Below are 15,262 nucleotides of genomic sequence, written 5' to 3' on the forward strand. Positions count from 1 at the left end.
TCTTCTCAATATTTCCAGGAAAGCGAGAGACCGTAAGTGCGCGGCGGATTGACGGTTCGGGCAATGACACCCAGCCCGGTCAGCGTCGATCCCGACACGGTATAGACCTCGTCGGTCAGATTCTTGCCCCACAAGGCAACCTCCCATTTTCCGCTTTCCGACGACAGCGCAACGCGGGCGTCGAACAGCCAATAGGGCTTCTGGACGGTGAAGATGTTGTTCGACGCATCCTTGAAGGCTGAACCCTGGTGCGCGAAATTGCCCTGTAGCGCGAGGTTGAGATCCCCGCCCCCGATCGGCGTTTCGTATCGGGCGAGACCGTTCCAGGTGATCCCAGGCGCATTCGCGAAATCATTGTCGGTGAACGTGCCGCCACCATTGGTGAATGTCGCCAGCTTCGTATTCAGGAGTCCAATTCCGGACTGCAGCGTGAGCCCCCTGAACGGCCGGAAAGTCACGTCGGCTTCGACGCCATAGATTTTCGAGGTGCCGGGAATATTGCCCAGCCGTTCGATCGGAACCGAGAGCGAGCCGTCTCGAATGAGCGCCTGCACATCCTTGAACTCATAATAGAAGGTCGCCGCATTGACCGAGACGCTGCGCGAAGGTTGCGATCGCACGCCAATTTCATAGGCGATCAGTGCCTCCGGCTTGAACGGCAACAACTGGCCGGGAACGGTGGAGATGCGGGATACAAAACCGCCGCTTTTCGTGCCCTTCGACACGCTGGCGTAAAGCAGCGTGTCCGGCGCGACGCGGTAGTCCAGGCCGAGTTTCCACGAGAGATTCTTGTCGCTGATCGTCGTATCGACATAGGAGCTGAAGATGCCGAAGGGCGCGCAAGGATTTGTCGATATTGGGCATAGCGGAAAATTGGTGCCGCCGGCGTAATGACGGCGCTCCCAAGTGTAGCGCGCGCCGGTTATCAGGTCGAGATTGCCGGCGAGATGCCAGGTTCCGTTGACGAAGCCGGCTGCCGATTTTGTGCGCTGGTCGAAGGTGGTGGTGCCAACCTGCCCCGGGAAGCCGAACAACACCAGGGGAAACTCGTTCAGCATATTGTCGTTGACGCCGCTCGCCCGATCCCAGGAATAGAAACCACCGACGATCACGTCGACCAGATCCGAATCCCATGCGAGGCGCAGTTCCTGGCTGAATTGCCGGACTTTGTCACGCTGGATGAAGTCGAGCGCGACGCGTGGCGTTGCGTCCACATCGATCCGATAAGCGCGTTTGAAGTCGATATAACCGGTTATCGCAGTCAGCTTCACATCGCCCAGGTCGTAATTTGCCGAGAATGCCAGCGAATGCTGGTTGAGGTTGTAAGGCAGGTCGAAAGCCTGATCGATATCGTACGGATCGTTGCTGCTGTTGGTGAAGCCATAGGCGTCGGCGCACTTGCTGTTGTCGACCGTGCCGGCCAGCACGGGCGCGCAGGCCACAAAAGGCGAGCCCGGAACGAACGCCCCGAAAAATTCATACTGGCCCATCTCGGACCGGGCCTGCTGATATTCATATTTCAGGTTGAGATCGAGCCCTTCGCCCGAGGCATAACCAAGCTGGGCGCGACCCATCCAGACATGCCGTTCGCCCACATCGCGTTCGCCGATCGCACCGCCGATCAACCGCGAGCTCGTCCAGAATCCCTTGTTCTGCTGGATCGTCTTGCCGCTCAGCCGCATGGCCAGACCCTGGGCCAGCGGGATGTTGACCATCCCCTCGACATCGAACGTCTGGTAACTTCCGTATCCCGCTGACACCGCCGCATCGAAGGAGCCTTTTGGCTTGGCCGAGATGATGTTCATCGCGCCGGCAACGGTGTTACGGCCGTACAGCGTCCCCTGCGGCCCCTTGACCACCTCGATCCGTTCGATGTCGAAAAAGTCGGTGTTCATCAGCGCGATCGACGACAATGGAACATCGTCGATCGAGACGCCGGTCGCCGGGCTGTTCGTTGTGCTGAAATCGTCCAGACCGACCCCGCGGATCGTCAATACCGGCGAGATGCCCGGAATGGATTCACGGACGTCGATATTGGGGATGGAGCGCGCAATATCCTTGACCTGTTCGATGCGTGCTTCGGCAATGTTCTCCGAGGAAAGTGCCGAAATGCTGGCGCCGATATCGATCAGCCGCTGATCGCGACGAAACGCGGTGACGACGATATCGCCGTCCGACGAAGTCGCCGCGCTTCCATCTTTCGCCTGGTCGGCCGCCTGCGCATAGGCCGGGCCGCCGGCGCCCATCGCGGCGAGGAAACAGACGCCGAACGAGAATCGCTTCACCGCCGTCTTCGAACGGAGAAAGTTGCGCAGCCCCACAGCGCAATGACCTGAATCCGCTTTCATCCTGACCCTCCCCAGCCGATTGACCGCAACCCGCACGAAGAGCGCGCCGGGCATTATTTGCAGCATTTTTGTAATTTTATTACGCAATTTGAAGCAGCAAAGCGGAAACAGGTCAAATCCCTGAACGACATGAGTGGCATCTGCGATATGGATGACGCCGGGATCGATGCCCGATGTTACAGTGCCGTACGGACAGAGCCCCGCATGCGGGAGGAATGAAGAAACGGCGTGAATACAGCATATTTGGCACCCCGCAGCTTTCGCGCCATTGGCCCCGACCGGATCGAGTCAGGCGCCGGCAGTATCGACCGCCTTCCGAAGCGGCTGGACAATATGGCCGCAAAGCGCGTGCTGATCGCGACCTCCAGAAGCGTGCTGGCCAAGACGCCCAATGTGCACCGGATCGAAACACTGATCGCAGACCGGCTGGCCGGCATATTCGCCGAATGTCGCGAGCATTCGCCCGAGGAAGATGTCGATCGCGTCGTGGCATCGCTGGAATCGAGCGGCGCGGACGTCATCCTATCGATTGGCGGAAGCAGCGTATTCGATACGGTAAAGGTGGCGACCAGCCGATTGGCCGATCGTCTCGGCACCGATCCCGTTCCGCAAATCGCCATTCCCACAACACTTTCGGCCGGCGAGTTTTCGCCCGGGGCCGGATACACCTCCGCCACCACGGGCGAAAAAATGCTGGTGGTCGATTTTCGCGTTGCGCCCGCCTGCGTAATCCTCGATCCGACCGCGACCGTCGATACGCCCGAAGCATTGTGGCTGGGCACCGGCATAAAGGCACTCGACCATGCGCTGGAGGCGATCTGGTCACGGCGGCCGCACCCTTATGTTGATGCGCTCGCGCTCGAAGCGGTTCGTTTGCTCTTTCACAATCTGCCGGCCACGCGCCACGGAGCCAATCTGGAAGCACGGGCCGCCTGCCAATTGGGCGCATGGATGTCGATCGCGGGCGTCGGGGCTTCGGGAATGCGCCTCAGCCATTTTCTGGGCCATCAGATCGGCGCCCGCATGCATATAGCGCATGGCATCACGTCCTGTATCCTCCTGCCCGCCGTCATGCGCTACCTGCGCGACGATACTCTCGGGGCTCAGGTGCGGATCGCGGCGGCGATGGGCGTCGAGACCTCGGGGCGCAAACGCGAAGCCGTGGCCGATGAGGCCGCAGACCGGCTGTCGGCGCTCATTGGCGGATTGGGATTGCCCACCACGCTTTCCGCGGCCGGCGGCAAGCCGGAGGATATCGACGCGGTCGCCACCGCAAGCATGCGGGCCGCGGCGACACTGGGCCTGACCGACGACCTCCCCAACGGGGCCGACAGCGTCCGCGAGATTCTCTTCTCCGTCTTCGAATAGGATCGTTGCCCAAAAGCGCTGCGATCACCAAAGGTCATAGCGTCTTCCCGAAATCGATCAGCGTCCGGCGGATCATGTCGAGCACCGGATCATGCTCCGTATCGTCGTGCCAGATCATCTCGACCTGATAATGATCCTGCCCCAGGGCCTCGGGAAGTCGCAGCGACGACAGATAGGATTCGCCATTGGGGATCGCCTGAAGGCTTCGCACCGAACCGAGGCAGATCAGGTCGGTGTTGCGCAACACGTCCACGGCCATCGAAATATGACCGACGATCGCACCAACCTTGCGCACCACGGCCTTGCGCCTCAGCCAGCGCGAAATACTCGCATCCTCGATATTGTCAGTATCCGCGACAACCATGTGCGGAAAGGCGGTGAAATCGCGCATCGAAATACGCTCGCCCTCCGACGAAGATGTCATGATCGGATGATCTTTCCGCAGGATCACGATCATCTCTTCCTCATAGACCGCTTGACGATGGAAGGGCGGTGCCAGCTTGTCGAATATGCCGAGCGCCAGATCGGCCTCGCCGCGTTCGAGCAGCTGGAAAATGTTCTTGCGATTGAAAGTCTGGACGCCGACGTAAAGCGGCGGATCCTCGTTCAACATGATATTCCGGATGGCGTCCGCGAGCGTGAGGTGCACATGCTCGGGCGCGCTGATCGTGACGGTCCGTCCTTCGGGCTGCCCGACCTTCTTCTTCAACGTACCGACGACATCGTTCAGACTCGACAGCGCGGCTCTCAGTTCCTTGCTGATCTGAAGTGCTTTCGGCGATGGGACCATCGCCTGCCCCTGCCGGTCGAGGATGGGGTCGCTGAAGGTCTCGCGCAGACGGCGGAGCGCGGTGCTGGTGGCCGATTGGGTGAGGGATATTTTCAGGCCCGCCTTCGTCACCGACCGTTCGGTGATCAGCGCATCCAGTATCGGCAGCAGATTGAGGTCGATGCTCCTCAAATAGGACGGCTTCATGGACACCAAACTCCCACCCCGCCGGCCTCCGCTTCATCGATGGCCGATCATTTTTGCCTGCGATCAATCTATGGGGCCCGGGGGCCGCCCGTCCAGTCTCGGAGCCCCTGCCCTTTCGACGATGAAATTCCGGATAAGCCGGTTGCATGCCGCTGCCATTTGCGTCGGTTGACCATTGAATCCATGGGGTGCGGACGGAAACAGATGCAGTTGGCCGCAATTCCCCGCCGCAACCCATCGCCGCTCCAGAAACAGCGTGTCGTCGAGCAGCGGGTCGAGTTCGCCGACGCAGAATAAGGCGGGCGGGAGGCCGCGGAGATCGGCATAAAGCGGAGACAATACCGGATCGCTTCGCTCGTCGCGCGAAAGTTCTGGCAGCGCCAGACTGTAGAACCATTCGAGCCATATCGTCGAGAGATTCAGGAAATCAGGTCCCCAATTGCGCTGCGAGGGCGTCATCGACAGGTCGGTGATCGGATAGCAGAGAACAAGCCCGGCGACTGCGGCGAAAAGCTCCACTTCCGCTTTCAGGCGGATGAGGCTCGTCAGCGCGATATGTGCACCCGCGGATTCACCACCCACACAAATAACCGTGCCTGGATGGCTGGCGACGATCGCGCCGAGCGCCGACGCGCCGACCTCCAATATCTCCGGCATCCGATGCTCGGGCGCGAGGGGATAATCGACGCTGACCACCTTGACACTCGCCTGCCTAGCGATCGCACCCAGATAGAGGTCCTGTTCATATATCGAACCCAGCGCCCAGCCGCCGCCATGATAGTGGACGAAAACGCTTTTCGGTTCCTGCACCGCGAAAACCCGGGTCGCGACTGTCCGGCCATTCGCCAGGACGATCCATTCGTCATGCGCCATCTCGTCGAGTGGCGGTTTGATGCTGCCATCTTCGTTGCGGCTGCGCGAATGGCGAAGCGCAACGGGATCGATGCGCTCGATCGGCGGCAGGGCCAGGCCGGCTCGGCGGATAGCCGCGTTGAGGCGGGTCTGCTCTTCCACAAATGGAAGCAGCGCCGGATCGACGATGTTCTCCTTCGATATGGCGGTCATAGCCCGATACGAGCCGCCTGGCCGCCATCCACCGGCAATACCGCTCCCGTGATGAATTTCGCTTCGTCAGAGGCGAGAAAGAGCGACGCATAGGCCGTGTCCCACGCGTCTCCCATCTGGTTCTTCAGGGGCACCATGGCATTGCGCTCGGCACGCAGCTTTTCCGCGTCGATTCCGCGCGCGGCGGTATGATGGCCGATCGCCATCGGCGTATCGAGCAACCCCGGCATGATCACGTTCGCACGAATGCCATATTTGGCATTCGCCATCGCCAGCGAATGAGTCAGCGCGTTGACCCCCGCTTTCGACACTTTGTAGGCGATGTAGGTCGTCGACACGACCGCAGCGCCCGACGAGATATTGGTAATCACGCCGCTTTTCTGCGCGCGCATGTGCGGAACGACATGCTTGCAGGTCAGGTACATTCCCTTCAGATTGACGCCGAGAATACGATCCCAGGCCTCGGCTTCGAGGCGGGTTACGTCATTGTCGCCATGGCCGATGCCCACATTGTTCTGCAGAATGTCGATACGCCCGTAAGCTTCGATGCAAGCCGCGGCGACGCGCTCGCAATCGCGCTCATCGACGATGTCGGCGCGGCAAACGCTCGAGATCCCGCCTTCGGCCGAAATCATCTCCATGGTCTCGATGGCCGATGCCTCCACACGGTCGACAAGCAGGACGCGCGCGCCGTGGCGGGCAAATAAAATGGCCGTGGCCCGTCCGTTGCCGATCGTGTCGCCGTCGGCCTGCCCCGCGCCGACGACGATCGCCACCTTGCCCTCCAGCCTCATTTTTCTCTCCCCGGCGACGCAGTTGTCCAGGTTCAGGATAGCTGGCCCGGGCAGCGGCGGTCATCGAACTGGCGCATAGGGAGTATCTGCAAGATCGATCACGCGCTTCGATCCGGTCTGTTAGAGTATTTTCAAGTCAGGCAGGATTCACCTGCCAGCTCGAAAATCCCGAAAAACCGGGACGCGCCAGACTCGTTCGGCGATCGGTAGAGGAGCCATGCCATGGCCAGCTCGCGTTTGCCCCCTTTGAAGCCGGCCGAACTCGACGAACGGCAAAGCCGTTTCCTGCAGCCCTTCACAAACGCGCGCGGTGAATATCCCAATGTCTTCGGCACGCTCGCGCACCATATGGATATTGTCGATGCCTGGCGCGATTTCGGTCTCTACACCATGCGCAATTCGGACCTCGATCCTCTCTTGCGCGAAGTCGTCGTTCTGCGCGCGGCGCTCAACGCGGAATGCGAATATGAATGGCATCATCATCGCAACATTGCGCTGAAAGTGGGGATGACGGAAGAACAGATTCGGCAGATCCGGGATCGAAGTGCGATGGAGAACGAAGCGCACAACCTGCTTCTCGCCTGCGCCGACGAACTGAGCGCGAACAAGCGGCTCTCCCTAAGAACATGGGACGCGATGATCTCCGCGTTCGGGATTCCCGGAACCATCGATATCATCTTCACGGTGGGCGCCTACGCAACGCTTGCGACATTCATCAACAGCTGCGGCGTCCAGATCGAATCTTGAACAGATCGAAACTTAGAGCGATTTCCAATAAGCCGCGAAAAACTGCTTCGCCGCGTTGTAATCCGGTTTCCCGTTAGCAAGCCGGAACCCCTTGTCGGAAACGGCTATTTTTTTGGGTATTTTGTAACTCGCAATGGCGTCCCTCAAATAGTCTCTCAGATCGCCGCCATTTGCGGACAGGCCCGCTTCAAACCGGACCACCGCCTGAACTGCGCTGCCCCATTGCGGATCGGGCATGCCGAAAACCAGCGCATCCGCGACATTGGGATGGCGTTTCAGCGCTTCTTCGACCTCTTCCGGAAATATCTTTTCGCCGCCGCTGTTGATGCAATTGCTGCCGCGTCCCAGCAGGTGGATCGTGCCGTCCGCATCGACGGTGCAAAGGTCGCCCGGAACGATATAGCGTTCTCCGGCGATGGTTCGGAACGCCGCCGCGGTCTTTTCATCATCCTTGTAATAGCCGAGCGGCATCGGCCCGCTGCGCGCGAGATAGCCCACCTCTCCCGATCCGGGCGCAACCTCCAGCCCCTCTTCCGTAAACACTTTCGTCGAGGGACCGATCCTGAATGTCGCGGTCTTCGCCTCGCCAGCCGCCGTCATGATCGAGCTCCCGAGCCCCATCGCTTCGGACGAACCAAGCGCATCATAGAGCGTAGCCTGTGGCAGATGTTTCAGCAGGCCCAGCTTGACCTCGCGGCTCCACATCACGCCCGACGAACCGATCAGCCTCACCGAGCCGCCATCGAAACTTCCCTCTTCGAGAGCCGCCAGCATGGGCCTGGCGAAGGTATCGCCGACAAGCGAAATGGCATCGACCCGATATTTGTCGACAAGCGACCAATGATGCGCCGCATCGAAGGGCTCGCTATTATCGGTCAGAACGATATGCCCTCCGTTGCAAAGTGTCGTGATCGCGGCATAGAGGCCTGAGGCATGCATCAGCGGCGATGCGATGAGCGGGCGCAGATAGGGCTTCGGCTCGTCCAGCCTTGCGACGAGCTCGGCCCCCGTTTGCGGAAAGACGCCGTCGGTGACGACACCGCCCAACAGGCCGGCAACCTGGCTGCGATGCGGCCACATGACGGCCTTTGGATGGCCGGTCGTGCCACCGGTATAAATGAAGATCAGGTCATCCGGCGACCGCTCGATCTTCAACGGCCCGGTCTCCTGGCGGCGCATCACGTCCTCATAGGCCATGGCGTCATTTGTCGCGGCGGCCCGGCCCACTTCCACCAGGACGATGGAGGCGCGCCGTTGCGGCGAAAGGTTCGCGACGGTTTCGACCAGACGCCAGTCATAGACCAGCACCTTGCTGTCCGAATTCTCCAGAATATGGTCCAGTTCATGCGCCAGGTATCGAAAGTTGGCGTTCACATGAATGAGACGCGCCTTGAAGCAAGCGGCCAACAATTCCAGATATTGCGCACCGTTGAACAACAGAAAGCAGACCTTGTCGCCGGGTAGAGCGCCGCGCTCCATCAAGCCGCGTGCCAGTGCATTGGTCCGCTGGTCGAACTCTGCCCAGCTCAATTCGCCTTCGTCGCTCGATATCGCCGTTCGCGAAGCCCGCAATGGCGCAACAGCATCCAGAATGTCTCCATAGTTCAACGGCATCCTGACGCCCTTTCGATTCGACGTTGAATTGCCGAATCCGTCGATCCTAGGAGGCCATCGTCACGACCTGAAATTCATTCATATGATAGCGGCTATCGACACGACCCATCCACCCGCTCAACGGCCCGCGCCCCGGCTCAATGCACCGCGCTGCTGTCCACCGCCCGCCGTGGCCTCGGCGACAACCAGATCAGCAGCGCTGCAAAGGTCATCACCACCGCGCCCAGCAGGAAGACATGGCTGGTCGCGAGCATCAGGCTCTCGCGATCGACCAGTTGCGCCACCACGCCGCCTGCCTGATCGAGCGAGAAGCCGTTCGCCTGAAGCGCGGACACGGCGGTGTCGGTGTTGAGCTTTGAGACCAGTTCGCTGCGCGCGACCCGGCTGCTATCGTCCCACATCGTCGCCGCGATCGAGGTGCCGATCGCGCCCGCCATGGTGCGCAGGAAGTTCATCACCCCCGCCGCCGAAGCGGCCTCTTCCGGCCGGACCGCGCCGAGCGCGATCGTGGTCAGCGGGATGAAGAAGAAGGGCATGCCGAACCCCTGCAGCATCTGCGGGAAAGCGAGCGTCCAGAAATCGGCGTCGCTGGTCCAGAACACACGGAGCAGCGAAGTGAACGCCATCCATAATATGCCGAAGCACACCAAAGCGCGCGGATCGACCCGGGTCGAAAGCTTGGCGACGATCGGCGACATCACCACCGCCGCGACGCCGTTGAATGCGGTGACATAGCCCGCATAGGTCGCGGTGTAGCCGAGGCTCGCCTGCAGCCATTGCGGAATGATCACGATCGTCGCGAAAAACACCGCGAAGGCGAAGGCGAGCGAAGCGACCGACACGCTGAAGCCGCGATGGCGGAACACCTTGAGATCGACGATCGGATTCTTCTCGGTCATCTCCCACGCCAGGAAGACGAGGAAGCCGATTCCCGCCGCCACCGCCAGCATCACGATCCGCGCGTCACCGAACCAGTCATGCTCGCGCCCGATATCGAGCATGATCTGCAGCGCGCCGATCCAGAAGACCATCAGCGCCAGCCCGATCGTGTCGACCGGCAGCTTCGCGGTCTTGGTCTCCGAGTCACGCAACAGGCTGGTCGCGCCGAACACGCAAAGGGCAGCGACCGGCAGGTTGATGAAGAAGATCCAGTGCCACGACCAATTGTCGCTGATCGTGCCGCCGAGGATCGGCCCGAGGATGGGGGCGGTGACGGTGGTCATCGCCCACACGCCCATTGCCTGGGCATGCTGCTTCTTGCTGAAGATGCGCAGCAACAGCGTCTGGGTCAGCGGCATCAGCGGGCCGCCGCACAGCCCCTGGCCGATACGGCAGGCGACGAGCATGCCGAGGCTGGTCGACATGCCGCACAGCATCGAGAAGACGCCGAAACCGACCATGCCGAAGATGAAGGTCCGCACCGTGCCGAACCGACCGGCGAGCCAGCCGGTCAGCGGCACGCAGATCGCCTCGGCAACGGCATAGGAGGTGATGATCCAGGTTCCCTGGCTCGCCGAGATGCCGAGACTGCCGGCGATATGCGGCACCGAGACGTTGGCGATGGTGGTGTCGAGCACCACCATGAAATTGGTGAGCGCGAGCACGAAGCCCGCAAGCAGCAGCCGCACACCCTTGAGCTGCGTGACCGCCGCATCCGCATTGCCGCTCATGACACCTGCCTTCAGTTGAGGTGGATCTCGGCATCCATCGACAGCCCGACGCGCAGCGGATGCTCGGCGAGTTCCCTGGAATCCAGCGTCACGCGCACCGGCAGGCGCTGGACCACCTTGATCCAGTTGCCCGTGGCGTTCTGCGCCGGGATCAACGCAAAGGACGAGCCGGTCCCGCCGGAGAAGCCGACGACCTTGCCGTGATAGACGACATCTCCGCCATAGAGGTCGGAAGTCAGCGTCACCGGCTGGCCGACCTTGACGCGCGCCAGCTGGCCTTCCTTGAAATTCGCGTCGACGAACATCTGCGCCAGCGGCACGATCGTCATCACATTGGCGCCGGGCGCGACACGCTGCCCCACCTGCACCGCGCGGCGCGTGACCACACCATCGACCGGCGCGCGGATCACCGTGCGCTCGAGATCGAGTTTCGCCCGATCGACCCTGGCCTGCGCCGCGAGCACATCGGGATTGCCCGTGACGGTCGTCCCGCTGATCAGCGCATCGTTCGCGGCGAGATCGCCGGCCGCCGCACCGCGTGTCGAACTCGCCTGCGCGACGCCGGCCCTGGCTAGGTCGAGATTGGCACGTGCCGAAGCAAAGGCGTTGGTGGCCGTGGTCAGCTCGTCGCCCGACACCGCACCGCTGGGGGCGAGCGCGCGGCGCCGTTCGAAATCGACACGCGCCTTTTCATAATCGGCCTGCGCGGCGACGAGCTGAGCCTGGGCGCGCGCGACATCGGCGGCGCGCGCCTGGACCTGCGCGGCAAGCGCCGCGCTGGTTGCGGAAGTCTTGCCGAACTGGCGTTCGGCGCGGGAAAGTTCTGCCTCGGCCTCGGCGAGCGCGATCCGCGCGTCGCGATCGTCGAGCCTGACCAGCACGTCGCCGCGCCTGACCGCCTGCGTGTCGCTCACGGCGACCGCCGCGACCTGGCCTGCGACCATCGGCGTGATCTGTGCGCTGTCCGCGCCGACATAGGCGTTGTCGGTGGTGACGCGGTGGCTGGCGACGAGCACATACCAGGCGATGCTCACCGCACCGACGAGCAGCACCGCACCGGCAATGCCGGTCAACAGCGTCTTGCGCAGGCTGGTGCGGCCGGCATCGGCCCGTTCGATCTGGTGGAGCTGTGCGGGATCGGCCTCAGCCATGGGGAATGTCCTTGACGATCGGGGCCGCCGCGACGGCCCCCTGGGGAATGGAAAAGCCTCCACCGAGCGCGCGGACCAGCGCGACGTCGAGCGTGAACGCCCGCGCCTCGAGATCGGCGACGATCGTGCGGTTCTGCAGCAGCCTCTCCTCGGCACTCAGAACGTCGAGATAGGTCGACAGCCCACCCTGGTAACGCTGGCGGGCCACGCCGAATGCCGCTTCCGAATCCGCCAGTGCCTGACGGCTTTCGGAAAGACGCACGGCCAGCATCTTGCGGCTGGTCACGGCGTCGGCGACTTGATGGAAGGCATCGGCAACGGCGCGGTCATAGGTCGCGACCGCCTCGTCATAGCTGGCGCGGGCGCCCTTATATTGTCCCGCGATCGCCCCGCCGCGAAAGATCGGCAGGCTGATCGCGGGGCCGGCCTGACCAAACGTCGATCCGCTCTTGAACAAGGCATCGATCCCGAGCGACTGGAATCCAGCCAGCGCCGTAAGGCTGACCGAGGGGTAGAAATCGGCGTGCGCGACCTTGATCCGCTGTGCTGCGGATTCGACGCGTGCGCGCGCCGCGGCGATATCCGGGCGGCGGCCGATCAGGTCGGTGGTGACACCATCGGGCAGCCCCCTCGCCTGCACCGCCGCCGCTGGTCGTGCAATCGTCAGGCCGCGATCCGGCCCCTTACCGAGCAACGCGGCGAGGCGATTGCGGGTGAGCCCGATCGCCTCGTCGGTCGCGGCGAGTTCCGCGCGCGCCGCGGGCACCGCAGCATCGGCCTGTTTGAGCTCGGCAAGCGTATCGAGTCCGATGGCGACGCGATCCGATACCAGCTTGCGCGTCTGCAAGCGCAGATCGAGCGCGGTCGCCTGCACATCGCGCTCGGCGAAGAGGCGCGCGAGATCGGCATAGGCACCGGCGATCCCGGTCGAGAGCACGAGCCGCGCCTCTTCCAGCTCGATGCGTGCGGCCTCGGCGTCCGAGGTCGCGGCGCGCAGCGCCGCCCGGTTCTTGCCCCACAGGTCGAGATCGAAGCTCAGCGTCGCTGCGACACGCCCGGTATCCTGCCATCCATGCGGCACGAAGGCGGGCGGGATGCCGTTGTTATAGCTCTGCTTGCTGCCGTTGACGCTGCCATCGGCGATCAGGCTGGGCAGCGTCGCGGCGCCGGCCTGTTGGGCAAGCGCCCGTGCCCTGTCCAGCCGCGCCGCGGCGGCGGCAAGATCGGGTGCGTCGGCCAGCCCCTCCTCGATCAGGCCGGATAGCTGGGCGTCGCCATAGCCGCTCCACCATTGCTCGACGGGCCAGAACGACACGCCTTCGCCGGCGAGCGAACGCTCGGCAGCGAAGCTGGCGGGCTGACGTATCTCGGGGCGGGCGCCGAGATCGGGCACCGCCGCGCAGGACGCAAGAAGGGTCGAGCCGAAAAGCGTTGTCAGCAACGCCCGGCGCATCATGTAGCGCATCATCAATATACCGTACTGGTTGGTACGGTATCAGATGGTCCCTCGCGAAAAGCTTGTCAACATGAAATCGTACCCTATAGTACGGTTGTGATAAAAGCCGAGGAGAGAGCCCCGCCGGGCAAGCGCGAGGCGCGCAAACAGGAGCGACGCGAAGCCATTATCGCGATCGCCGCGCAGTCGTTTCTCGAACTCGGCTATGCCGGCACCTCGATGTCGGCGATCGCCGCCGAACTGGGTGGATCCAAGGGCACGCTGTGGAGCTATTTTCCGTCGAAGGAGGCATTGTTCGATGCCGTCATCGAGGATCGGGTCGCCGCTTATCGCGAGGAACTCGGATCGCTGCTCGCGACGCAGGACGATCTGCGCGATACGGTGATGGAATTCTGCCGCGGTTTCGTTCGCAAGGTGAACATGCCCGATGCGATCGCGCTTCATCGGCTGGTTTCCGCCGAAGCCGGGCGCTTCCCCGAAGTCGGCAGGATTTTCTATGAGCGCGCGCCGCGGATCACGCAGATGATGCTCGCCCACTTCCTCGCCGAACATATGGCCAACGGCCATCTGCGTCAGGACAGCCCCGAACTCGCTGCACGCGCACTGTCCAGCCTCTGCCTGGCCTCGCAGCATGAGACATTGTGGGGCCGCCCCCCTGCAGACGCGCAAAAGATGGAAGCCGATGCGAGATTCGCCGCCGAGGCCTTTCTTCGCGCCTTTGCGCCATAGGCCGGTCTTTCGCGGATTTTTACGAGGATCGCGTCAATTACACGCGTCCGCGCGGGCGAGAAGAAAGGCGCTTTCCCGTTCGTTGCGGGTGAGCCTGGCCGCGGCCTCGAATTCCAGGCGCGCCTCGGCCAGCCGGCCGGACCGAAACAGAAAATCGCCTCTCGCTGCAGACAATGGCGCATAATTGCGCAGCGCGGCATCGTCGGCAATCTCCTCCAGCAGCCGCAGGCCCATTTCGGGCCCAAAGGCCATGCTATGCGCGACCGCACGATTGAGATCGACCACCGGCGAAGGCATCACCGCGCGCAACCGGTCGTAGAGCGCCGCGATGCGGGGCCAGTCGGTGTCGGCGGGGCTGTGCGCACGGGCATGGCAGGCCGCGAGCGCCGCCTGCAACGCATAGGGTCCGTTGCCACCGAGCGCTTCGGCGCGCGCCAGCGCGTCGAGACCGCGGCGGATCAGCAACTGATCCCAGCGTGCGCGATTCTGCTCGGTCAGGGGAATGAGGGCGCCGTCCGCTCCGGTCCGTGCCGACAGGCGGGACGCCTGGATTTCCATCAACGCCAGCAGGCCGAATATTTCCGCGGCCTCCGGGGTATCTCCGGGCATCAGCCCCGCCAGGATGCGCCCCAGCCGCTGCGCCTCCAGGCACAGGCTTGGCCGGACGAGATCCTCCCCCGCCGTGGCGGCATAGCCTTCGTTGAAGATGAGGTAGATCACCTCCAGCACCGATGAAAGCCGCGCCGCGCGCTCGGCACCCCGCGGAACCTCGAAGCCGATGCCGGCCTTGGCGATCGTCTTTTTCGCACGAACGACGCGCTGGGCGATCGTCGCCTCGCTCGACAGGAAGGCACGGGCAATCTCGTCGGTCGTGAGGCCACCCACGATACGCAGCGTCAGCGCCGCACGGGCATCGGGCGAAAGCACGGGATGGCAGGCGGTGAAGATCAGACCCAGCAGTTCGTCGCCCAGATCGTCGTCCATGGCCGCTACGATCTCGGCCTCGGCGCTATCCTCATACGCATCGTCCAGTTCGCGCGCGATCTCCTCATGCTTGCGCGCGCGCATCGTATCGCGGCGGATCGCGTCGATGGCGCGGCGTTTGGCGGCGGTCATCAGCCAGGCGCCGGGATTGGCCGGAACGCCGATCCTCGGCCATTCGGACAAGGCGATGACCAGCGCATCCTGCGCCAGTTCCTCCGCCCGATCGACATCGCGCACGACACGGGCCAGACCCGCGATGAGCCTGGCCCGTTCGATCCGGAAAACCGCTTCGATCGCCTGTTGCGTCTCACCCGCAGCCATGCCGCCTTGTCGGCCAAAGCCGTGGGGGAGGCAAGCGGG

12 protein-coding genes are annotated in these 15,262 nt (G+C 63.0%); 3 read left to right on the top strand and 9 right to left on the bottom strand.

Features of this window, described 5'->3' with window-relative positions; all coding sequences use genetic code 11:
* Nucleotides 1-5: 5 nt before the first annotated feature.
* A complete protein-coding gene (locus AC3WN8_RS01980) occupies nucleotides 6-2,348 on the bottom strand; it encodes a TonB-dependent receptor (RefSeq protein ID WP_492667694.1) in 2,343 nt (780 codons plus the stop codon).
* A 228-nt stretch (nucleotides 2,349-2,576) separates the two neighbouring features.
* Between AC3WN8_RS01980 and AC3WN8_RS01985 the strand changes: the two genes are divergently transcribed.
* Nucleotides 2,577-3,716 carry an iron-containing alcohol dehydrogenase gene (locus AC3WN8_RS01985; protein ID WP_492667695.1) on the top strand — a complete coding sequence of 380 codons (1,140 nt, stop codon included), beginning with the start codon at nucleotides 2,577-2,579 and terminating at the stop codon, nucleotides 3,714-3,716.
* Nucleotides 3,717-3,750: 34 nt separating this feature from the next.
* On the opposite strand, the gene AC3WN8_RS01990 is transcribed toward AC3WN8_RS01985, so the two are convergent.
* From AC3WN8_RS01990 to AC3WN8_RS02000, 3 genes are all read right to left on the bottom strand, one after another.
* Entirely contained in the window at nucleotides 3,751-4,692 is a 942-nt protein-coding gene (locus tag AC3WN8_RS01990) for a LysR family transcriptional regulator (RefSeq protein WP_492667696.1), read from the bottom strand.
* 63 nt (nucleotides 4,693-4,755) lie between these two features.
* The gene (locus AC3WN8_RS01995) at nucleotides 4,756-5,502 is read right to left on the bottom strand and encodes an alpha/beta hydrolase (protein ID WP_492667697.1); all 747 of its coding nucleotides are present in this window, start codon (nucleotides 5,500-5,502) and stop codon (nucleotides 4,756-4,758) included.
* A gap of 251 nt (nucleotides 5,503-5,753) precedes the next feature.
* A complete protein-coding gene (locus AC3WN8_RS02000) occupies nucleotides 5,754-6,551 on the bottom strand; it encodes an SDR family NAD(P)-dependent oxidoreductase (protein WP_492667698.1) in 798 nt (265 codons plus the stop codon).
* A gap of 348 nt (nucleotides 6,552-6,899) precedes the next feature.
* Here AC3WN8_RS02000 and AC3WN8_RS02005 point away from each other — a divergent pair, with 348 nt between their 5' ends.
* Nucleotides 6,900-7,298: a carboxymuconolactone decarboxylase family protein gene (locus AC3WN8_RS02005; RefSeq protein WP_492667699.1), complete on the top strand. Its 399-nt coding sequence runs from the start codon at nucleotides 6,900-6,902 to the stop codon at nucleotides 7,296-7,298.
* A gap of 12 nt (nucleotides 7,299-7,310) precedes the next feature.
* On the opposite strand, the gene AC3WN8_RS02010 is transcribed toward AC3WN8_RS02005, so the two are convergent.
* The 4 genes from AC3WN8_RS02010 to AC3WN8_RS02025 all read right to left on the bottom strand — a co-directional run bounded on the left by AC3WN8_RS02010 (nucleotide 7,311) and on the right by AC3WN8_RS02025 (nucleotide 13,201).
* A complete protein-coding gene (locus tag AC3WN8_RS02010) occupies nucleotides 7,311-8,912 on the bottom strand; it encodes an AMP-binding protein (RefSeq protein ID WP_492667700.1) in 1,602 nt (533 codons plus the stop codon).
* Nucleotides 8,913-9,049: 137 nt separating this feature from the next.
* The gene (locus tag AC3WN8_RS02015) at nucleotides 9,050-10,582 is read right to left on the bottom strand and encodes a DHA2 family efflux MFS transporter permease subunit (RefSeq protein ID WP_492667701.1); all 1,533 of its coding nucleotides are present in this window, start codon (nucleotides 10,580-10,582) and stop codon (nucleotides 9,050-9,052) included.
* 11 nt (nucleotides 10,583-10,593) lie between these two features.
* The gene (locus AC3WN8_RS02020; protein ID WP_492667702.1) at nucleotides 10,594-11,733 is read right to left on the bottom strand and encodes an HlyD family secretion protein; all 1,140 of its coding nucleotides are present in this window, start codon (nucleotides 11,731-11,733) and stop codon (nucleotides 10,594-10,596) included.
* Complete coding sequence (locus AC3WN8_RS02025; protein WP_492667703.1) at nucleotides 11,726-13,201, bottom strand: efflux transporter outer membrane subunit; 1,476 nt, start codon at nucleotides 13,199-13,201, stop codon at nucleotides 11,726-11,728. Before AC3WN8_RS02025 ends, AC3WN8_RS02020 begins: the two co-directional genes overlap by 8 nt.
* 84 nt (nucleotides 13,202-13,285) lie before the next feature.
* Here AC3WN8_RS02025 and AC3WN8_RS02030 point away from each other — a divergent pair, with 84 nt between their 5' ends.
* Entirely contained in the window at nucleotides 13,286-13,918 is a 633-nt protein-coding gene (locus tag AC3WN8_RS02030) for a TetR/AcrR family transcriptional regulator (RefSeq protein ID WP_492667704.1), read from the top strand.
* Nucleotides 13,919-13,951: 33 nt separating this feature from the next.
* Here the strand turns inward: AC3WN8_RS02030 and AC3WN8_RS02035 are convergent, their stop codons facing one another.
* The gene (locus AC3WN8_RS02035) at nucleotides 13,952-15,223 is read right to left on the bottom strand and encodes an RNA polymerase sigma factor (protein WP_492667705.1); all 1,272 of its coding nucleotides are present in this window, start codon (nucleotides 15,221-15,223) and stop codon (nucleotides 13,952-13,954) included.
* Nucleotides 15,224-15,262 lie beyond the last annotated feature (39 nt).

Source organism: Sphingobium sp. FW305-3-2-15-F-TSA7 (assembly GCF_058787155.1).

Excerpts from the sequence above, each read along its gene's own strand:
- AC3WN8_RS02025 (WP_492667703.1), bottom strand. The coding sequence starts at position 13,201 with ATGATGCGCTACATGATGCGCCGGGCGTTGCTGACAACGCTTTTCGGC.
- AC3WN8_RS02000 (WP_492667698.1), bottom strand. The coding sequence starts at position 6,551 with ATGAGGCTGGAGGGCAAGGTGGCGATCGTCGTCGGCGCGGGGCAGGCC.
- AC3WN8_RS01980 (WP_492667694.1), bottom strand. The coding sequence starts at position 2,348 with ATGAAAGCGGATTCAGGTCATTGCGCTGTGGGGCTGCGCAACTTTCTC.
- AC3WN8_RS02010 (WP_492667700.1), bottom strand. The coding sequence starts at position 8,912 with ATGCCGTTGAACTATGGAGACATTCTGGATGCTGTTGCGCCATTGCGG.
- AC3WN8_RS02005 (WP_492667699.1), top strand. The coding sequence starts at position 6,900 with ATGGATATTGTCGATGCCTGGCGCGATTTCGGTCTCTACACCATGCGC.
- AC3WN8_RS01990 (WP_492667696.1), bottom strand. The coding sequence starts at position 4,692 with ATGAAGCCGTCCTATTTGAGGAGCATCGACCTCAATCTGCTGCCGATA.
- AC3WN8_RS02015 (WP_492667701.1), bottom strand. The coding sequence starts at position 10,582 with ATGAGCGGCAATGCGGATGCGGCGGTCACGCAGCTCAAGGGTGTGCGG.
- AC3WN8_RS02020 (WP_492667702.1), bottom strand. The coding sequence starts at position 11,733 with ATGGCTGAGGCCGATCCCGCACAGCTCCACCAGATCGAACGGGCCGAT.
- AC3WN8_RS02035 (WP_492667705.1), bottom strand. The coding sequence starts at position 15,223 with ATGGCTGCGGGTGAGACGCAACAGGCGATCGAAGCGGTTTTCCGGATC.